This window comes from Ewingella sp. C233 (assembly GCF_055407225.1).
Genome location: NZ_JBUZRI010000008.1, coordinates 1 through 19545, shown reverse-complemented (window position 1 = coordinate 19545; position 19545 = coordinate 1). Strand labels below are relative to the sequence as shown.

General features: G+C 44.0%; 17 protein-coding genes. 7 read left to right on the top strand and 10 right to left on the bottom strand.

Annotated elements, in window-relative coordinates; genetic code table 11:
• Window positions 1–153: 153 nt before the first annotated feature.
• The 4 genes from ACZRKO_RS21605 to ACZRKO_RS21590 all read right to left on the bottom strand — a co-directional run bounded on the left by ACZRKO_RS21605 (window position 154) and on the right by ACZRKO_RS21590 (window position 4299).
• A complete protein-coding gene (locus tag ACZRKO_RS21605) occupies window positions 154–1512 on the bottom strand; it encodes a HEPN/Toprim-associated domain-containing protein (protein ID WP_414058671.1) in 1359 nt (452 codons plus the stop codon).
• Between the two features lie 76 nt (window positions 1513–1588).
• A complete protein-coding gene (locus tag ACZRKO_RS21600; protein WP_414058670.1) occupies window positions 1589–2704 on the bottom strand; it encodes a hypothetical protein in 1116 nt (371 codons plus the stop codon).
• 108 nt (window positions 2705–2812) lie between these two features.
• On the bottom strand, window positions 2813–3055 hold the full coding sequence (locus tag ACZRKO_RS21595; RefSeq protein ID WP_414058669.1) for a hypothetical protein: 243 nt from the start codon (window positions 3053–3055) through the stop codon (window positions 2813–2815).
• 140 nt (window positions 3056–3195) lie between these two features.
• Window positions 3196–4299, bottom strand: a complete 1104-nt coding sequence (locus ACZRKO_RS21590) for a hypothetical protein (protein ID WP_414058668.1) — start codon at window positions 4297–4299, stop codon at window positions 3196–3198.
• A 782-nt stretch (window positions 4300–5081) separates the two neighbouring features.
• Here ACZRKO_RS21590 and ACZRKO_RS21585 point away from each other — a divergent pair.
• The gene (locus ACZRKO_RS21585; protein WP_414058667.1) at window positions 5082–5855 is read left to right on the top strand and encodes a tyrosine-type recombinase/integrase; all 774 of its coding nucleotides are present in this window, start codon (window positions 5082–5084) and stop codon (window positions 5853–5855) included.
• Between the two features lie 104 nt (window positions 5856–5959).
• Here ACZRKO_RS21585 and ACZRKO_RS21580 read toward each other — a convergent pair whose 3' ends face one another.
• The 3 genes from ACZRKO_RS21580 to ACZRKO_RS21570 all read right to left on the bottom strand — a co-directional run bounded on the left by ACZRKO_RS21580 (window position 5960) and on the right by ACZRKO_RS21570 (window position 8319).
• Window positions 5960–6892: a hypothetical protein gene (locus tag ACZRKO_RS21580; protein WP_414058666.1), complete on the bottom strand. Its 933-nt coding sequence runs from the start codon at window positions 6890–6892 to the stop codon at window positions 5960–5962.
• 572 nt (window positions 6893–7464) lie between these two features.
• On the bottom strand, window positions 7465–7887 hold the full coding sequence (locus ACZRKO_RS21575; protein ID WP_119823616.1) for an H-NS family histone-like protein: 423 nt from the start codon (window positions 7885–7887) through the stop codon (window positions 7465–7467).
• Window positions 7888–7890: 3 nt separating this feature from the next.
• Window positions 7891–8319: a hypothetical protein gene (locus tag ACZRKO_RS21570; protein WP_119823618.1), complete on the bottom strand. Its 429-nt coding sequence runs from the start codon at window positions 8317–8319 to the stop codon at window positions 7891–7893.
• 132 nt (window positions 8320–8451) lie between these two features.
• Here ACZRKO_RS21570 and ACZRKO_RS21565 point away from each other — a divergent pair, with 132 nt between their 5' ends.
• The 3 genes from ACZRKO_RS21565 to ACZRKO_RS21555 all read left to right on the top strand — a co-directional run bounded on the left by ACZRKO_RS21565 (window position 8452) and on the right by ACZRKO_RS21555 (window position 10335).
• Window positions 8452–9150 carry a transglycosylase SLT domain-containing protein gene (locus tag ACZRKO_RS21565; protein WP_413531365.1) on the top strand — a complete coding sequence of 233 codons (699 nt, stop codon included), beginning with the start codon at window positions 8452–8454 and terminating at the stop codon, window positions 9148–9150.
• Between the two features lie 364 nt (window positions 9151–9514).
• Complete coding sequence (locus tag ACZRKO_RS21560; RefSeq protein WP_414058665.1) at window positions 9515–9808, top strand: hypothetical protein; 294 nt, start codon at window positions 9515–9517, stop codon at window positions 9806–9808.
• Window positions 9808–10335, top strand: coding sequence for a restriction endonuclease (locus ACZRKO_RS21555; RefSeq protein WP_414058664.1), 528 nt, complete (start codon window positions 9808–9810; stop codon window positions 10333–10335). Before ACZRKO_RS21560 ends, ACZRKO_RS21555 begins: the two co-directional genes overlap by 1 nt.
• Before the next feature lie 83 nt (window positions 10336–10418).
• Here ACZRKO_RS21555 and mobF read toward each other — a convergent pair whose 3' ends face one another.
• The 3 genes from mobF to ACZRKO_RS21540 are packed head-to-tail and all read right to left on the bottom strand — an operon-like array spanning window position 10419 to window position 18075.
• Window positions 10419–15509 carry a MobF family relaxase gene (gene mobF / locus ACZRKO_RS21550; RefSeq protein ID WP_414058663.1) on the bottom strand — a complete coding sequence of 1697 codons (5091 nt, stop codon included), beginning with the start codon at window positions 15507–15509 and terminating at the stop codon, window positions 10419–10421.
• A 5-nt stretch (window positions 15510–15514) separates the two neighbouring features.
• Window positions 15515–17722, bottom strand: coding sequence for a type IV secretion system DNA-binding domain-containing protein (locus ACZRKO_RS21545; RefSeq protein ID WP_414058662.1), 2208 nt, complete (start codon window positions 17720–17722; stop codon window positions 15515–15517).
• Window positions 17723–17724: 2 nt separating this feature from the next.
• Window positions 17725–18075: a hypothetical protein gene (locus ACZRKO_RS21540; RefSeq protein WP_413531368.1), complete on the bottom strand. Its 351-nt coding sequence runs from the start codon at window positions 18073–18075 to the stop codon at window positions 17725–17727.
• 542 nt (window positions 18076–18617) lie between these two features.
• Here ACZRKO_RS21540 and ACZRKO_RS21535 point away from each other — a divergent pair.
• From ACZRKO_RS21535 to ACZRKO_RS21525, 3 genes are read left to right on the top strand one after another with little or no spacing between them, the layout of a single operon-like run.
• On the top strand, window positions 18618–18794 hold the full coding sequence (locus tag ACZRKO_RS21535) for a hypothetical protein (RefSeq protein ID WP_463739282.1): 177 nt from the start codon (window positions 18618–18620) through the stop codon (window positions 18792–18794).
• 58 nt (window positions 18795–18852) lie between these two features.
• Window positions 18853–19029 carry a hypothetical protein gene (locus ACZRKO_RS21530; protein WP_414058660.1) on the top strand — a complete coding sequence of 59 codons (177 nt, stop codon included), beginning with the start codon at window positions 18853–18855 and terminating at the stop codon, window positions 19027–19029.
• Window positions 19029–19205: a hypothetical protein gene (locus ACZRKO_RS21525; protein WP_414058659.1), complete on the top strand. Its 177-nt coding sequence runs from the start codon at window positions 19029–19031 to the stop codon at window positions 19203–19205. Before ACZRKO_RS21530 ends, ACZRKO_RS21525 begins: the two co-directional genes overlap by 1 nt.
• Window positions 19206–19545 lie beyond the last annotated feature (340 nt).

Genomic DNA, 19545 nt, shown 5'->3' with positions numbered 1-19545 from the left:
TTATTATGTTAAATAAAGCCAAACTGAACAATTAGAGGAACCTGTTCCCCTCTGGGGTGAAGAGAATTAATTTTTAACTTCTTGATGCAAAATAATAAAAGCATCATGAAAAATATTTCTAAGCAACAAATTTTACTAAGCCCAGTAAATAAATTAGACTTTCTCTTCTGTCCATAGATTAGGGTAATAGTTTTTGATCTTGTCACAACGTACCCTGCCAGCAACTCTACCACATGTACCGATAACCGCCTTAAGGAGAGCCTCTAATTTGCTAGTGTCATATTCATTATTGATAAGTTTATGATCTGTAGCGTTAAGATACTTTCTGGCGTAATACTCTTTTTTATCCAGTGAACCTTGATAGGAGTCAATGTCCTCTTTGTAGTTAGTCCAGCGAATGAAGTGAGTATCATACTCACCGAAATTTAAGTCCAAATAACATTCAATTGCAGCTGCCTGGCCATTAATATTAGCTATTGCAAGTCCACCTGGACCGCGCGCGGGGAACCGTTCAAACTCAGGAAGGTCAGGTAGACACATGCAACCCATATTATCAGGGAGAATCATTGCATTTATCTTATTAAGAGCATCAACGCCTTCACTATCGTTATCAAGGACAAATACAATCTGGTTTTGGACGTCAATTTTAACCAAACCTTCTGCAAACTTCGCTAATCCTCCAGTTCCTGGAAATGGATGACGCGCCTTTACATCAATAAACCTAAAGAAGTCTGCAACACCAGGCTTTATCTGCTTAAAGGCTTTACTTAAAATATGGGCGTCTGATGTTCCTTCCGTTGCGATAAGAAAAGACTCTTCACGTCTAACCCCTGTTTTTATTTCTTCAATATGTACCCAACCATTAGAAACGATCTTACCATAGTCCCATTCTACGAATTCCGTTCTGTTTTTTTTGTTTTCACTCAATAGTCGAATTAGCGAATACGGATGAAGAATATTAATTATGCATCCAAATGCGGATTTTTCAGACCAAAAAGTATAATTGTATGGATCAAAATTCGGTATTTTTTTAATTACAGATTGCGGAAATTTGTTTTTTATTAACTCCATATTTCTTTCAGGATATTGGTAGTCTATTTCGAAATTTTCTGAGCTCAGATCGCTCAGAGAATACTGATTTAGAAAATGTTGGAATTCATCAAAGGTGTAGAGCACTCCTAATGGTTCATAATCTTTAGGGTAGCATTCAATGTTCTCCTCCCGGCCTTGTGTAATATGCTTGACTAATGTGTCGTATTCTAAGCGAATAACATCTAAACTGAACCCCAACAGCTCGACTCGGTCCGCAACCTCCGCTAATGTCTTACGCAGGACGGTAAAACTCAAAGCCTGTTCTTCACTTGGCTCCTCCCCCTTTGCTAGTTCTTCGAAGTATTCAGGCAGCACTACATGGTCGCTTTTCTGAAACAGTACACCGTGATCGGATCCCATGCAATTCTTGCTCGCGTCCAGCATAATATCAGAAACCGTCAAAGAAATTATTGTTCCCATGCTTTCACCTTATTTTTGTATATCAGTTGTTTATAAAATTCTAGAAACAAGAAATCTAAAATTTATTTTTAATTCACTATGAAAGTCTAGCCTCAGCTAGAATAAACTTCCGCTGCTCATCTGCACATTTATAGCATGCGAAGTACTCAATAGTCTTCATATCGCCAGTTACGTATTCTTCACAATGTGGACAGTGAATCGCTGACCACCCTCTGTCAAAACACGAAACGCAGCTCCATTGGCCATCAATATAAAATACAGACTTTGGATCATGCTCACATTCATGACAGCCTGCAATACATTCCCCACCTTCTTCCCACCAGTCGTCACCGGTTACATATACGTCACGACACAATGTGATTAATGCATTGGTAGTAATTTCATGAGAACACTTTGGACATTTAGTATTGTCAGGACTGAAAAATTCAAAGGGTGCTTTACAGTTTGGACAAGGCAACGTGTCTTTTACTTGCTCGACTGCAACACCCTGTGATTCGCAAACCAGGCATTGATAATCATCACCCCACCTATGAGTGTCATTAACCTTACCTGCTTCTAATCCACACTGACGACACTTCACTACTCTGATTTTCTTTAACTTTAAATTACCAATTTCTTTTGAAATTTCGTTAAAGCGGGCATTTAGAAATTCCTTCTGTTTTAGCATTCTCTGATGTACACGATCTAATTCTTTCTGGAAGTTAATAAACTCATCCTTCCATTCAACCGTGAGTAAATTATACAGATGGTGCCATGAAGACCATTGCTGAGCCACCACGCCCGCTTTATTAGCCTGTGTGCTTGAATATTCAGTATGTGCAAAGTGGACAATCTGGTTTCTATGCGCACCTAACGCCATAAAATTTTTTAGAATGTTATCATCAAGCCTAACACCCAGAATACTTTTAAGTCGTTGAACCGCATCGTTGAAGTACACAGAATTAAAATCACCAACACTAAAACTTTGTTTATTTGCCTTGCCAGGGTCAGCTAATATTAAAGTCCAGTGTTCAAGCATGAGTCTTGCCTTTAAGAAAAGCTCAATGGCCGTATAAAAATCAACGATTGAATTCTTAGGCCTTTTATCAAGGTCATCAATAGAGGATTCTAAGAAATCGATCGCATTTATTACTAAAGAATGAAAAAGCTGTTCATTACTTTGAACCGCTTGTTTGAGGATTTCGCGTGTCATATTTTCCCTTGATTTTCGATTTTATCCGCAGATGAACATTATACCTTTTGAGCCAGGGGTCCGTTACATTTTATAATATTTTGATGTTGGCTTTACCTGATGAGGTTTTCACAACCTTCCTCCATCATCATCTTTCTTTCCTGCATCAAAACCTGCGGCAAAGCGGCTAAAGATCCGCAGGTAGCAAAGGGGTATAAAACCCCAAATGTTGTTGAACCAATCGAGTTGCTCAGGAGAGCAATCTTCAGTCACATTGACGAAAAATCGAACTAAAAGAAGAAATTCAGTGCCTCGAAATAATTCAAGGCATGTTACGTTAAAATATTGCAGAATTTCGAGAATATGAACCATTCCCCTACATCATTGAAAATGAATTGCCTTCTGTGCTGAGAACAGACCAGCCTTTTACTTTGCAACGCATGCCGCGTTCACCGGCTCCCTTGGCTATTTGCTGTGTTTAATCATAAAAGAGCAAACCTGAATCCGGTATTTTATAAATTGAGATTTTTTCTTAACAAATCAAGGTATTCTTTTTCGTCATCTATAGGGGAATCACAGTTATCTATAAAAACTTCTTTCTCGTCAAATAAGAATGTCCATTCACCTTTCTTTATACGACGAACTAATTTTCGAATTGTTTTTTTAGACTCTTCCGTTTCAGGTGTATACAAATGATTTTGTATAAGATGATACATCATTTCCCCAAAGTACCGTTTGTTATAATTGGCAATTCTGATTTCCCTCTCGACAATAGCACTTATATGTACCTTTCTTTTTTGAAGATTTCCTGATGTTACATATTTTGGCTTATCCATTATCCGTGTGTTTTTTTCAGTAATTCTCGCGAATAACTCACGGAGTTGTATGTCATTTAACTTTCCAGTTATTTTTTTTAGATATTCATCAACTATTCTACTAACCAATTTAGAATCATCAATAATACAGATGATTATAAAGTCACGTAGTTTTACTAGAACACTTCCAGTACCATACAAATCAATATAATCAAATGGTTCACTCAGATTTGAAGTGTCACATTCAAAAAAGAACATACTCCCATATACGTTTTCGTCTATGGTGACCCCTGAATAAACTCTTCTGGCTATACAATATGTATGATGCAATTTTACCCATTCATATTGGTCAGAAATTTTATCTTTCTTCTTAAAGTCCGAGATGAAAGAACGGTCTCTTAAATGGGTTTTTATATAAAGTAAGCAAATCCACTGGAATATTATATCCTGATTCTCATTAAAGAAAGCATGAGAGCTCTTAACATCCCCATCAAAACCCTCGGAAACTATTTTTTCTAGACTGGTCCCCAATAATGAATTACAGTCCTTACAACATGATATTTTGTACTTCCCGTACTTGAAGGTTCTACCATTAGGTAATGTTATACTGCTTTCAAATAGTTTAAATTTTTTAAGTATCCAACGTGGAATTACATGTTCGTCATTAAACGCTTTTGTTTCTCTTTCATCACCGCAGATAAAACATGAATTGCCTTTGCAAATATATGAAGAAAAATTCTCTTTCGAGAAAAAAATAACCTTCCCATTCTCATCAATAATATTCCCATTTACTACTTTCATATTTAGATATCCATGCTTCAAATAAATACAGTTCAACAATATATGGTTACAAGGGATAGAACACTTCTACCAGTTTAAAATTTAATTATTTTTCGTTTCTTCCTGGCCATTTTTAACGATTATCCATGTCAATATTCCGATTGATTAAACTTTTTCTGTACCCTGCAATATTATACCTTTAGTGACGGGATGTTTACATTTTTAATACTTTGCAATCGTGTTCTATCTTGATAGTTTCACCGAACCAGCTCCCGAAATGCACATTTTTCCGCAATCATTAGGTGAAACAGAAGAAGTTGAATCTATTAATACTCTGACCCGCATAAATAATACCCCTGGTACTAACCCACCTGCCAACGATTAATCAATTGTTAGCGGGCCGCACTCCGTCCCGCTCCGCTCCCTGCGGAATAACGGATAAAGATCCGCAAACGCCGCACCCCGTCATTTTCGCCTATGTAGTACCTCTATGCTTTGCTACTCGCTATATGTGGGATTAGTGCGCCCTGCCCGTCAATTTCGTCAAAAAAAGGCTGCGGCAAAACGACATATAGAAAGAAACTTCCGCACAATGCGGTACAATTTAGGGTAATTATGACGGCGGGATCCTCTGGCATAATAATGGCGGATCGGTCATGCCGCGCGGCGTCTAACCAGTACGTTCGTCGGGCGGCCGTGGTGAACCCGCCTGTGAAAGTTGCGCATGCGCAAAAATGTCTTCGCCGGCGTCAGCAAAATGACAACGCTACGTGAAATCTGAGAAAGTTTTGTGAGGCAATGCTGTGGATTTTAAAAATCCCGATGATGTGAAAATACTCCCTCCCGCCATGCTGATGCCCGTCGGTGGGCCGGACTGGGCGCGGGTGTTTGCGATGCGGCAGCTGGCCATGTCCACGCCCAACGCGCCGGCGTATTTGCTCGCCCCGGAGGTCGCCGTACTGCTGAGCTATCTCCCCGACCTGCGTCAGCGCACTTTCTTTGAAACCATGTGGAATACCGGGGCCAGGCCCAACGAGGCGTTGGCACTCACGCCGGCTTCACTGTTGTTCAAACAGGCGATGCCCGCCATTAAATTGCCCACGCTGAAGCAGCGAACGCGCGGTCGCGGTCGGCCAAAAGAGTCAGAATTGCCGGTACGAGACGTGCCGGTGTGGGATGCCACCTATCGTGAAAGAATGACCTCACTGGTCGCGACGCTGAAGATAAGAGTGGAAGAACCCCTGTGGCCGGTGTCGCCGGATACCATATCGCGGTGGCTGAAGCGCGCTATCGATGCCGCAGAGCGTGACGGCGTCACGTTTTCTATCACGCCGATCATTCCCAAATCCTTCCGGCACTCTTTTGCGATGCACATTTTGTTCAACCGCATACACCCCAAAGTCCTGCAAACCCTGATGGGCCATAAGTCCTTCAAGTCCACCGAGGTGTACACCAAGCTGTTCCTGTTCGATGTCGCTGGCCAACACCAGGTGAATTTCGGGTACGACGTTGAGCAGGCGAAGCTGGCGATGATGCAGGCGGGAAATTTACCCCGCCAGATCTCGGGCCATTTCTGATGTTGTCGCGCAAAGGCTATGCCATATAGCACTTTCGTAAACCGCCAAGCCTCGCGCTAACTCACTCTAATAAAAAGGGCAGTCATATTATTGACCGCCCTTTTTTACTGATTTTTTTTGACCCTGTTCCCTAAAATGACATAACGTTCAACGCGTTCACTCAGTTGCCTGAGCCGGTTCGGCAGGTCTTTGTGAACGAAATCCTCGGGGACATCAAAGTCGTCAAAGTGGGCAACCAGATACTCATGCACTTTCTCAAGAATGGGCAACAGAGAAACATTGTGTTTGGCGTCGCGGAGCTCAGTCTGGAGACGAAGATAGTTTTCGTCCCAGGCTAAAGCATAGAGATTCATAAAATGGTCTCTTGCCACCCTGAAGTCACGCTCGTCGAACATTTCCAGGATAAAGAAAAAGCACGGGATTTTTAATGCATTGATCCTGGCCAGTTCAACGTCTCGCCGCCGCCGCAAAATTTTCAAATTGGCAAAACGTGATTTTATGCAGGCAATGGGGTTAAGCACCCTCACCTTCTCATGCTTCACCGGTTCTTCAGTATCACCCAGGGCGATTAAAAACGGTTCTGTATTTAACAAGAGTTTTTTATCGCTGAAGTCACCCAATTCAAAACCGGCTGGCCAGTCAATCACATCAACGGTGTTGGCCATTTCAGGATCTTCCGGGTCAGAAAAATATCTGCCATCTACCTGCTTAATCTCTTTCGTCTTGCTGTCTATCAGCAAGAACCGGGCGACCGAGGGGGGATTGCCTTTATCGTTTAATGAAACATCAACGTGTAAGGCATGTGCAATGGCATTTACATCATGTTTGTTTGCTGAATAATCTACGTCGATGGAGGTGACCAGTCGCTCATCCGGCAACTCTTCACCATACTGGTCATGGAAATAGGAAACCCAATATTGTACCGCCTGGCCGCCGACCGTGATCACGGCGTCACGCAGCTGGTCACCACTAGCGATGAGCTGAGTATTCAGGAGATAGGCTTGTTCGAATGGGGGAATTGATTCGTTTTCAGACATAAAAAAACCATCATTGAATGATGGTTCATTTTGCCGCAGTCTTCCTAATCAAGCAAAACTAACTGGCTGCTTAGACGAGAATTTTGAAGAGACACTGTAGCGTGATTTCGGCGCAGGTTTGTACTCACGATCACCGCGTAGAACTTCTTTTGCCACTCTGTCATAGCGGGCATGTTGTTCTGACTTAACGATTGATGGAGACATTTGACGTTACCTGAGTACAAACATTTTTGTTGGGTTGCATCAAATATACGCTGCCAATCTACCGCTTGCAATTACTTCTAAGTGTTAGCAACACCCGGCTGGCATTTGCTTCCTTCAATGCTATGACTTACTTCATATTTTCATCAGGGTATGAATTCAATTCTTTTGTCCCATTAAGTATAAAAATGAGAGAGAAGAACGGAGCCGGCAGATACCTTACTTGCAAGCAACCTGGAAGAAAGAACTATCAGGAGCAATAGTTAGGGAAGGTCAGAATGAAAAAACCCGCCAGAGATAGCGGGGAAAGGTTTGTGAAGGCAACTTAACCAGCCAAAAGGCCGAGTTCCAAAACAAAAATTTAGAATTTTTTAATCGTTGGAGATTTCGTAGTTTTTTAAACCTTCTTCACCTTCTTTTTCAACGATATCTTTCAATTTGCGCGGGTACTTACCCACTCCCTTGTAAGAGATAAGCTCACCCTTGATTCGGTAGTGACGAACCCTGCCAATGGAAGGCCGTTTAAGTGGGCGCCCATTGTTGAGCAGTTCATCGGGTTCAATCCCATCCTTCTTCAATAGTGAAAGATGCTCATCGATCATCTTCTGCCTGGCTCTTTGTTCTGCCTCTAACGCCATCTCTTCATCTTCACGTTGTTCCAGAACGCGACGACTGTCAGCATTGAGAATACGAAGAAGTTGAATGGGCATCGCCCTAAACACCTTGTTACGGCGGGTCAGATTATTGAGAAATGCAACAACGTCAGAAACTGGCATAGAAGAGTTCTTTGACATGGGTTATTCCAGTGCAGTCAGTTTATAAGGAATAAATTCATCATTATCAAGGACAAAATATTCGAGTTCAGTTGGGCGATATTCCTTTTTACGCACTGGACTAAACCACAGGTATCCCCTCTTTAGCCCTTCACCATCAATATTGACGATCAAGCTAAACGGCTCTTCACCGGCACCCGTCTTTTCACGGGCGAAAAGAGGTGAGTATAAACCTGACAATTCAATGATCTTTTCTTGATTCTGTATAAGATTTCGCTTAGCTCGATAAATTGCCGAAGACTTCATATCGGTGATTTCAGTGGCTTTAACTTTATGTACTACATGCTTAATCAATGCATTAATTAATGCAGATTTACTGTTACTCATGCGCGACATGGTTTGCTCTATGCGCTCAATTAACCTATTGGTTTCTCGTCCAAATTTTTCACACATAGAACATTTTTCCTGGTTTCGATTAATCGATCATTGCACAAATAGTCGATTATCACAATCAACCTTTTGTTGTAATATAACAGTTATATGATACATTTTTGTATCACATCAAATAAACCGAGGTTTCAACAATTGAATCCAAAAAAAATGTCATCCGCAATTTTACTTTCATTGTGTTGCTGCTCAGTTTTCGCTCAATCGACTTCAACAAAATCTCAGGTTCAAACAACAGATATCATAGTTGCCGAATCCAATGACACTATGGCAGATCCCGTATTTTCACGGCTGCTGCATCAGGAAAGCAGAGGTAGGCAGTTTGGCGCAAATGGAAAGCCGCTAACTTCGCCCAAGGGGGCTGTAGGTGTAGCCCAAGTCATGCCGTCAACCGCTCCTGAAGCTGCTCGTATGGCAGGGATTGAGTGGAACGAATGGCGTTACCGGAATGATGCGACTTACAACACTCGCTTAGGGCGGGCATATTATGAAACCCAGTTAGAGAAATATAACGGCAACCATGTTTTGGCCCTAGCTGCCTATAACGCAGGACCAAAACGAGTAGATAATTGGGTTCAGCGCTACGGGGACCCTCGCAAAGGTGAGATAAGTAACTCAGCCTTTACTCAGCTGATCCCTATCTATGAGACGCAACAGTATGTCACGGCCATATTAGGTGGCGTTCCCGATAACAGCGGATTCAAGTCTTCAGTGAAGGCTAAAAACTCCGATATTGTAAAGCGATATGAATTCCGTGATACCCATCCTGGGTTCGCTTTTAACATCGCAGTTAATCGCCCTTTCAATGCCAACACCAAACTTGTGGGAGGACTGTAATGGGATTCTGCGCTGCTTTAATTTCATCCCTGCTAGCCTCTTCTTACTACTTGATACTGTATTTAAAACCATCGCTTTTGTCTTACAACGAGCAAACAGCAGGTGTTTTAATTGCTTTTTTTTGCCTGCATATTTCACTTCGGAGAGCTTTTACAAACCATACTGCGCATGTTTTTACTTTGTTCTTATGTGCATTCCTATTTACGTTATATCGATCATTCAACGATGGCGTTCCGTTCTTGATCGCACTGATGGTTACGCACAGCCTGTTATGCATCCTTGTGTTGTTAACCGTCCCAGTTAGAACAGAAGAAAATGTGCATGCGCAAAATGATGCTGTCGATTCAAATGAAGACGAAAACGCATGAGTGGAAAACTACTGGGTGCCGGGTTGATATTTTTAGCCCTCATTGGTGGCTGTCTGTTATGGCTTTTATCCAGAAAAGGTCTCAACCACAAGGAATCTGGCACACCAAGAAGATATAGGCTTCAGCATGAATACGATAAAAAAGGGTTCACTGAAAAAGGGCAAAACGAAGGAATACAAGACGTTCCTAAAATGTCCAAATCCAAACCTGTAGAAAGCTATCAAAATGACTCTTTTTTTAATGGTCAATCTAATGGCATCGATAGTTCCTCTCCTGGAGATAAATTCTAATGAATCGAAACCTGCTATTACTAGGGTTAATGGTAGTTTTATTTGTCATCTACCCATTGTTTTTCAAGAAGAAAAACAAGCACAGTAAAAAACGAGAGTCAGCCGAAAAAGTACTTCAAAAGTTGAAAACTATCGAACATCCTGCCCAAAAACTTGCATATTTAAAGAAAATAGACCCATTTACATTCGAAGAACTTATTCTCACGGCTTTGCAAAGAAAGGGAATTGTTATTAAGCGGAATGACCGCTATACCGGGGATGGCGGGATTGACGGCCGATTTCAACATGATGGCAGCATGTGGCTGATTCAGGCAAAACGATACAACGACCGCGTAAGGCTGGAACATCTGAAAGCATTTTCTGCCTTATTGGTTGAAAACCAATGTAATGGGATTTTTGTCCATACGGCTACCACTCCAAAATCAGTAAAAGAAGCATCAAACCGCATACCTGGCTGTCAGTTAGAAATTATTAGTGGTGACAGACTTCTCGCTCTTTTTAATAGCAATATCAAAAACACATTTTAATAATCTTCTCGAGGTTCTCGATGAAAGTTCTTTGATATTTGAGGTAGGGCCGTGCGGATAACAACACGCCCTACCAACCATTCTTATAAAGTACGCTGACGGTTAAATGCCTGAACCCTCTCTCCAACCTGACGTGTTTTCTCCATGAATTTACTCTGCGTAGCTGTAACGGCCTTATCGACTGCGGATTCCAGCCTTATCAACCCGCGTGACGCGAAACTCAACCCCACACCAAACTGCTTATCAAAAGAGGCCATCTCTGCTTTATTAATTGAGACTTGTCTATCCTGTAATGCCGTCTGGCGAAACCCCGATGACATGCTCAGACTCTCGAGTAATTTTGGTTTATCGTCGGTTACGATCCTCAAATTAACAGAGGTTTTGGTCAGTGCATTATGAAGTACCTCTTGAGTAGCGAAGTGTTTCTTCCATGACTCCATTAGTGCGATGACATTCTCAAACTGCTTATCTTTTATATTAAACAGATTATGTGTGTAACCCCATTCAAGATGCTTCCACTTATCGGTATCAACTGTTACCTGTCGGCCATTACCCAGACGCAAAGCCAGGTTAGTTCCGTCGATACTCTCCACTACAGCACCGGCTTTAGACGGAACAGATTTCCCATCACCGGCAACTAAGCTGTCAGAAGGTACTGAGCGAGTGAAACGTAGTTTCTCACCAACCTGAATACTCTTGTTCTCAACATGAAAGACCTGAACCGAATTATTACGACTTCCCGCAATTTCACTAGCATTTATCAGCGCATGTTTACCATCAGTAGTGGAGATTAGCGTAAGTTCGTTGGTGGTCTTGTTGATGTGGCTAACGTTGTAGTATGCCCCTTTTTCTATACCTGGCCTGTTGCTCTCAAACATAACGACTTGGCCAACTTTATAGTTTGTAGCCGTTTGTTTCTCAAATGGGTCAAGATTGGCATTTCTGTATAATCCAGATGTAAGTTCCGCGCCGGTGAGTATTCCTTGTTTCTGAAGGCCATTGCGTATCTGAACGTCTACTTTGTTTCTGGAGAAGTAGTCTGGAATGATGACAGCCGTTTTTTCACGGTCTTCTGGACTGAGATTAAGGTACGAGCTGGCAAGAACCTCCAGCCTGACTTTCTTATCGTTTGCCGGATTGTCATTATCTCGGATTTCACTGACCATTGGGCTTACATGGCTTAATGCCTCAGTAATCTTTCCCTGTGTCAGTTTTTCTGTAGCCTCATTTATCTCGGGATTAAAGCTTTTGACTGAACGGTCGAAATTAACATTAGTGATACCTTGCTCTGACAGCAAAGTCGGAATATTCCCCCAACTCATGGAATTTTCCTGGCGATCTGCAACGAGTACCATTCTTGCTCCGGCATATCTGGCCACCTGTTGCAGCCGCAGAAGATTTTCAGCACCAATCTGAGATACGTTCTCCACCACCCAAAGCTCTTTGTCAGAATGCAAAGTCTGTTTTGCCGCTACACGTTTTTCCATTTGTTCAATATGCGCATAAATATTGCCTGCGCTTTTCATTGTGTCCTTCAGCTGCTTTACGCCATCACTGGTCGTAGAAAAACCTCTGACTCTATAGCCTCGACTTTGCGCAATGGTGCTCCCCAGTTGCCTCATGACATCACGATGCCCGCTGTGGTCACCACCAGTGATCAAGATAGACTCGTCCCTGCTTGTGAGAATGGTCAAAAGTGCGACTTTAGTTGCTTCTGATACTGGTTCATCATGGCCCTGTATTGCTCTCTCTTTTTTTGCAGCCAAGTACCTGTTAATTACAGACTTCCCAGCGATCGCAGGCAATCGGTCTTTCCCTTGCAACATGTGACGGACTATCTGTGCCTCCTGGCGGATATTGGTTGGCATGGTATAGAAGTTCTCACTATTTGGCTTATCGTGATTGATATGGGAAAGCCCTAATTCGCCGCGTGACCTCATTGTGTAGATTGCCTGTTCTACATTCCTAACGTCGTAGGTACCGAGTGTTGATTTCAGTGTCTCAGATAGCAAAGCAGTATGGCTGAACACTCCGTGGCGATTAGCCAGTTTTTGCGTGGCAAGATTCAGGTCCATATGAAGTTGTTTAGTATCCGTCTTATCTTGAGCAGAATACTCGGCAGCACGCCTCACATCGCCATGCGACAGACCGGTAAGGGAAGTAGTCTTATTAGCATCATGTTTGGCCAGTGCTTTGACAACGCCGCGAACATTATCAACGTATAAGCGAGCATCGAGGCGTGCCCTACTGAGTGCAACGTAGAAGCTGCGTTCATTAACGAGATTTCGTCGCCAGGACTCCAACTTAGCCATGACCCTATCAACCGTCTTCCCCTCAGCTTTATACGATGTCATTGCATACGTATGGGACAAGTTATGTAACTTATCGATATCGAGAGTTATTGATTTTCCCGCTTCATTTGTCAGGGTAAATTCCTTGCTGGCATGGTTTATTTTTGTAATATTGAATTCATCGCCGTTACGCACCGAAAGATTCTTACGAGATTTACTGAAACCAACTTTCTCGCCTTCCGAAAACTTAAGCTCTTCCTCTTTGAAGACATCTATAGCGAACTTGGAATCATGCGGAAGTTCGGACGGATCAAATTTTCTGCTTTGCCCATTGTCATCGACCAGAACTAGATTCTTTTTATCCTTACCAATGACACGCCAGAATTCACCAGCTTTGAACTCACCCCGGTCCTGTTGGAATTCAATAATGTGTCCAGGTTTGTAGAATCGGTTATCTGTTCGCTCTGCTTCATTTAGATTTGCGCTGATTAGTCCACGTACCCTGATTTCATCAGCCGAAAGCAACCCTCTTTGTATTAACTGGTCATGAACCTCACTGTTAAATTGTTGGCGCCCTTCGTTATCGGGAATGATCACCAATGTTTTGGACCTTTCAAGCTCTGAAAGATTGAGATAGTCTTCAACAATGTCATGTTTTTCAATATCAAAAACTGAATCACGTAACCGACTAAAAGCAGATGAAAAATTTCTATCCAATGAGTCATAGACCGCACCAAGTAGCAGCTCATTCTTTTGACGTATAATCTTCGTTACATGGGAAGTCGCCATTTTGAAACCTTGCAGCACAGCAAAAGGTCTCCCCCAATCAACCGCCTCCATCTGTTTTTTATCACCCAAAAGCAAGAGTTTTGCATCGCTACGTTCAGCATGCTCTATCATCGCTGCCAGATTGCTGGCACCGACCATGTTAGCCTCATCAACCAGCCAAACCTCTTTGGTACTGACTTCACCTTGTTTTCTGGTATAGAGAAAGGAATCAACAGTGCGAGTATTAATCCCCGTTTCGGCGGCCAATGTTTCCGAGGCTGAACCTGTGGGCGCAAAGCCCAGGAATTTGAAACCCTTTGTCTGCCCGTAGGCGATGAGACATTCCAAAAGGGTCGTTTTGCCTGTGCCGGCAGATCCTTGAATAGCGGCTACAAGATCTTTGCTGGTTGCAGCATCGGCAATAGCTGCTCGTTGATCTTCAGAGAAAGCGAACTGTGACCCAATTTCTTTTGATTTATCTGTTTCAAAGGTTGCAATAAATGCAAATATTCCCTCTTTGTCGCCAACTGCTTGTCGGGAATCCTTCCCGTTTAGCATCTTGTAAACCATGTTACGTTCTTTCTCAAAGGCAGCAGGCGTAGTAAATGCACCTTCAAAATTTCCAGTGCGAGAATGTCGCGGCAGTAGCTCCCCAGTATTAGTCATCGCACGCAAAACCTGTTCAACGTCACCTGGCATGCTATTGCCCATCAGAAGTTTGGTTGCACCTTTTATCACATCACTTTCGAGAAACACGGCTTCATCCGCTGCCAGAACCCGATACGACAAACGAACGTCATCTATAATTTGTTTAATGTCAGCAGGTGAGTGGTTGTCATCGCTCAAGAATTCATGCACCTGTGCATCCGTCGCTGCGGCAATCTCCGGGTCAGTGATATGGATAGGTGAACCTCCATCGATGGTCGATTTATCATGCAATGGGCCGCTTTTATCCTGCCCCATTGTCGGAGAAGCTGTTTCGGACAAGTTTATAGTAGGTGCGGCTTGCAGCACCGGCTGCGAATCTATGGGATGTTCTTCCGCTGTTACATGGCCATTCAAATGTAGGGGATCCGGCGACTGTGGAACTTGTTCATTGATGCGCGGATTTTTAACACTTATGGAATCATTTTTGGTAACCGCTGAGGGGTTAGATTTAGATGGGGAATCGACTACTACACGAGCTGAGACATTTTTATCCAGACGGTCTTTTACTTGTGAATGGGAACGAGAAATAACATCCTCAAGATTAGCTCCACTATCAATAACTGTTTGGTTCCAAAGTTTATGCAAGTCTTCGGGATCAAGGTGCGTCTTGGAATCTCTACTAAATAATGCAGCTTTCTCCATAGATTTTGAGTCAAAAAGACCACGTTGCTGGGCGGTAGCAAGCACTTCTTTTCGTCTCTTGGAGAATTCGCTCATTAAGCCTTCTGGCACCCCCTTGATATCCCAAAGACCTTTGTCATGATCGGTTATCTCAATGTCATATCCAAGCTTCTTCGTTAGATTGGCCAATACTGAGCGATAGACCAATCCCCCCATCAGTTGATGCTCATACATTTTTAGCGTTTCAAGACTACGCCATTGCCCATCCTGATCAGAAACAGCATTCATCACAACATTGTGCGTATGCAGCTGGGGATCATGCTTTCTTGACTCAGTGTGAACATAGCTGGCATATACCAGGTTATCGACCTTCGTATATTCAGCCTTGCCATTATTGGAAACCCTCGTTAGAGCGTATTCTTTCTCGATATATCGCATAGCCTCTTGGCTAGCTTTAATATGAGCTTCAGCTAATCGTGAGTCACCACCGACCAAAGCTATGATTGAAAGACTTTTCGGTGCGGAAAAAGTAAGATCCCATGCCGGAACATGTTCAATAACCCCGCCATCACTAATTTTTCCCAATTGTACTTCAGGGCTAATACGGCCTTCTAAGAGGCGATTAAAATCATCCGAACCTACCTCCCCTTCAAGCCCTAATATTTCGGCCCCTTTTCCTCCCCAACGGGATGTAACGCCTCCAGAATCTTTATCATAATATTGATCAGGTGAATTATAATATGATGCTGCCTGAGCTGTGTTCTTTACTTTTGATACGCTAAGCATGTTAATCACCCTCTCCCGAAGCCATCAAAAATATCGATCGATTTTTCTGTGTTTTTCGTAGTTCCTTCACTTTTTGACGGCAATGATGATTCCAATTTTTTTTGTTCATGGTCGGGTTCAATATTATTTTCACGTTCTTCTGCTAATGCGCTCAAATCAGTAAATCCACTTTCCTCTGAACCACCCTCTTCTGTCGTGTCGCTATCAGACTTTTTCATAAACATCGCTTGATATACTGGATTTACATTTCCGTTATCAATGGCCCCGTTTTGGGGAGAAGGAACGGAAGATACTGCTTCGGCAAGAATCTGGTCGGCATGTTTACCTGTGTCAGTATTTTTAGTCGTAGTGTATTTATTCCGCTGCGGTTCCCGTTTATCCATATCACGATTAATTGCCGCGATAACAGATTCAGGATCTTTCTCGTTTTCTATATTGAAAGAGTTTTCAAAATCATTATCGAGAACATAGTCTGCTTCAATAATTCCTGGGTGTAGGTCTGGCATGTTGTCATAAGGAAATCTTAACTTAGCGACTGGAAGTCCTCGGCCAAGTTTCAAGTAACATTGGTTATCAAGCAGCCCTGAGATTTGGCTTTTTAAAAGTAAGTTTTGTTCCTTATTTGAACGGTTTATTGATGTAGCATCACGCATGTCATTAGCACCATAGCTAGTGTTTTCAGTAGACTCCGTTGTCTCTTGGTCACCTAATTCCTTGGCAAGCCATTCCGACCCCTCACCCCCATTCACTCGGAATGCTGCCAGCGCTCCAATGGAGTCCATAATGACTTTGGCTTTCATTGCCCCATAGGTAACATCTAGCTGAGAATTAGATTGAAAACCGAGCATTGGTAATGCTCCAAACTTACGACCAGTCGAAATGAAATCCATAATGCTGGGTATTTCATGCAGTGTTGCAAACTCATCTAAGCCCACACCTATGAGCCTGTCATAGGAAGGCTCAAGCGTTAAGATTGATGACAAGGCAGACTCAATCATTAGTGTAAGAAGAGGCTTTAATGTGTCCTTCATATCATCACGCACAGTGATAAATACCCACGCGTCAGACTCTTCATTCCGTGCCCAATTACGAAATGAAAAACGTTTTCCCTTGGTCTTGGAAAGGTACTTGAAATTACGTGTATAGGCTGAGATAACCGCACGAACCGACCCTGCAAGTTTATCAAGTTCCAGATTCATAATGTTTCTGGCATCAGTCGTTGCAACTACCTTAATAATCTTTTCATTAGGCATCCTTAAGATGATATTCATCAAATGTTCTACATCAGGATGTTCACTACGCTTTGCCAATTCTTCAAGAAGTGCAGAGAAAAGGAGTTGTGGTGCCAGAGTCCAGAAGGGGTCACCACCGCTGTTACTGTCAGGGATCGAAGCTTTCGCCATTTTGTCGTAAATAGCAGGGTTTTTACCTTCAGCCCAAAAATCCCAAGAAGCAGACCGTTCATCAAAAACGTTCAGTATTATGTCTATACCAGGTCTGTAAAAGCGCTTCGCAAACTCACCAGAGATATCGTAAAGAACACACTTCCTTTTTTGCGCTCTCATTTGACGCAAGATATCCCTCATCGTCGTAGATTTACCGGTACCAGGGGAGCCGACCAAGGCTATACCGGAATTCTCTTGATGACTTGTTAATGGGATTCCCGCGATTGAAATCCGTGAAGGCTTACCATCTTCCTTAACTCTATCTGTCGCCGCCTCAAGTAGATTGAGCGACTCCGTTAGTTCGGCACCTCTGAGATGTTCATCCTTACTCTCTTCCCGGCCTCGATGACGCAGATATTTATACAAAGCAAAAAGAACAATGACGGCTAAAGCTGTGGCGATACAGAAAGCAATCATCAGATTATTGATCAATTGCTCGGCATGATTTTGCATCGTCTCGGAATGGACAATTTGTATGTCAGTTACGGAAACTTGTCGGCCATTTGGAAGCGTGAGAGTTGCCTTCCCATTTGGCATGTTGAAGTACTTAACGAACAAGTATGAATACCCATATTTCAGGCCCATATACCAATCCGTTTTATCGGAAAATTTATAGGTGGCTGAAAGAGCCGTAACGACAAATACGATCATCACAAACTTTATAGACCGACTGACCGTTTGATGAAGCATCCGTATAAAATGTGACAACACCTGAAAGCCAGCTACCATCTGGGATAGTGCGTTTCTCTCAGTCTTTTTATTCGACATGGTTACTCCTCAATACCAAGAAGGGTGAGTATTTTCTTAGTGTGCTCATTCGCCTTCGAGAAGATGTTCGTATGTGCAATCTCCTTAGCCTGTTCTTCAGTTAGCGACGGGTTGCTAGCCATAATTTGGAAGATAATGGAGTTCACCAAAATGTAGGTTGTTGTGAGTGTATGTTTGATGCTGGTATCAGCTTTGAACCCTGATGTTCCAGACCCATTCAGTTCTGCGACCATGACCTTCTTTGCATATTCATTAGCCGATAGCCCTCGCTTGGCAGCCATTACCTCCAGAGCATTTTCTAAATCTTCAGATAACCTGTACTGAATTTGCCTGCGTGTTTTCACTTGTCCCACTGTTGATACCTCTCTCGTAAAAAATAAGATACAAATTTGTATCATAGAAAGTTGTATACATCCATAAAACACAGGCAGGGCGCAGCGCAGAAGCCTGTTTTTAACTCTTTTTGTATCACCTTGCTGTATACCCCCGCGAAGTCAGGCGGGACGCTGGTTTGGTGGGGGGTAGTACCCTGCAATGTTTCGTTTACGAACATTGCAGGGTATACCCCCCAAAGCTAGGCGCAGCAAGGCTTTGGGGGGAGCATTGTATAATGCGTGGGGTGTGACACGATTTTCCGGGGTGCTCAACCGTCTATGTACATTTTCTTTCTGTGCCCTTCCTCTAGCATTGGGATCTGATCTGTCTTCGGTAACGCGTAAGCCTTCATTGGTCGATCACTATGGCCGGGAATGTGCCTGTATCTAAGCCTGGGAGGTTTTGAGTGAGGATCATATCCAAATTAGGCATTTTCATTTGCTCGGCAGGAGCTAGCTTTTAGAGGAATTTGTGGGACGTCTGCGCAGCAGCGTACCGCATACCGCAACGGTGCCAACCGGTGCGAAACCGTGGGACGCCTGCGCAGCAGCGTACCGCATACCGCAACGGTGCCAACCGGTGCGAAACCGTGGGACGCCTGCGCAGCGGCGTACCGCACACCGCTACGGTGCCGACTAATGCGAAGCAGTGGGACGTCTGCGCAGCAGCGTACCGCACCCGCTACGGTGCCAACTAATGCGAAGCAGTGGGACGTCTGTGAAGCAGCGTACCGCATACCGCAACGGTGCCAACCGGTGCGAAACCGTGGGACGTCTGCGCAGCAGCGTACCGCATACCGCAACGGTGCCAACCAGTGCGAAACCGTGGGACGTCTGCGCAGCAGCGTACCGCATACCGCAACGGTGCCAACCAGTGCGAAACCGTGGGACGTCTGCGCAGCGGCGTACCGCACCCGCTACGGTGCCGACTAATGCGAAGCAGTGGGACGTCTGCGCAGCAGCGTACCGCATACCGCAACGGTGCCAACCAGTGCGAAACCGTGGGACGTCTGCGCAGCGGCGTACCGCATACCGGAACGGTGCCAACCAGTGCGAAACAGTGGGACGTCTGCGCAGCGGCGTACCGCACCCGCTACGGTGCCGACTAATGCGAAGCAGTGGGACGTCTGCGCAGCGGCGTACTGCACCCCGCAACGGTGCCAATCAATGCGAAACCGTGGGACGCCTGCGCAGCAGCGTACCGCACCCGCTACGGTGCCGACTAATGCGAAACCGTGGGACGCCTGCGCAGCAGCGTACCGCACCCGCTACGGTGCCGACTAATGCGAAACCGTGGGACGCCTGCGCAGCGGCGTACCGCATACCGGAACGATGCCAATCAATGCGAATCCGTGGGACGCCTGCGCAGCAGCGTACCGCACCCGCTACGGTGCCGACTAATGCGAAACCGTGGGACGCCTGCGCAGCGGCGTACCGCATACCGGAACG

What these genes read in the sequence shown, in the direction of transcription:
- ACZRKO_RS21605 (WP_414058671.1), bottom strand. Translation starts at nt 1,512, where the DNA reads ATGGGAACAATAATTTCTTTGACGGTTTCTGATATTATGCTGGACGCG.
- ACZRKO_RS21600 (WP_414058670.1), bottom strand. Translation starts at nt 2,704, where the DNA reads ATGACACGCGAAATCCTCAAACAAGCGGTTCAAAGTAATGAACAGCTT.
- ACZRKO_RS21595 (WP_414058669.1), bottom strand. Translation starts at nt 3,055, where the DNA reads ATGGTTCATATTCTCGAAATTCTGCAATATTTTAACGTAACATGCCTT.
- ACZRKO_RS21590 (WP_414058668.1), bottom strand. Translation starts at nt 4,299, where the DNA reads ATGAAAGTAGTAAATGGGAATATTATTGATGAGAATGGGAAGGTTATT.
- ACZRKO_RS21580 (WP_414058666.1), bottom strand. Translation starts at nt 6,892, where the DNA reads ATGTCTGAAAACGAATCAATTCCCCCATTCGAACAAGCCTATCTCCTG.
- ACZRKO_RS21575 (WP_119823616.1), bottom strand. Translation starts at nt 7,887, where the DNA reads ATGTCAAAGAACTCTTCTATGCCAGTTTCTGACGTTGTTGCATTTCTC.
- ACZRKO_RS21570 (WP_119823618.1), bottom strand. Translation starts at nt 8,319, where the DNA reads ATGTGTGAAAAATTTGGACGAGAAACCAATAGGTTAATTGAGCGCATA.
- ACZRKO_RS21560 (WP_414058665.1), top strand. Translation starts at nt 9,515, where the DNA reads ATGAGTGGAAAACTACTGGGTGCCGGGTTGATATTTTTAGCCCTCATT.
- ACZRKO_RS21555 (WP_414058664.1), top strand. Translation starts at nt 9,808, where the DNA reads ATGAATCGAAACCTGCTATTACTAGGGTTAATGGTAGTTTTATTTGTC.
- mobF (WP_414058663.1), bottom strand. Translation starts at nt 15,509, where the DNA reads ATGCTTAGCGTATCAAAAGTAAAGAACACAGCTCAGGCAGCATCATAT.
- ACZRKO_RS21545 (WP_414058662.1), bottom strand. Translation starts at nt 17,722, where the DNA reads ATGTCGAATAAAAAGACTGAGAGAAACGCACTATCCCAGATGGTAGCT.
- ACZRKO_RS21525 (WP_414058659.1), top strand. Translation starts at nt 19,029, where the DNA reads ATGCGAAGCAGTGGGACGTCTGCGCAGCAGCGTACCGCATACCGCAAC.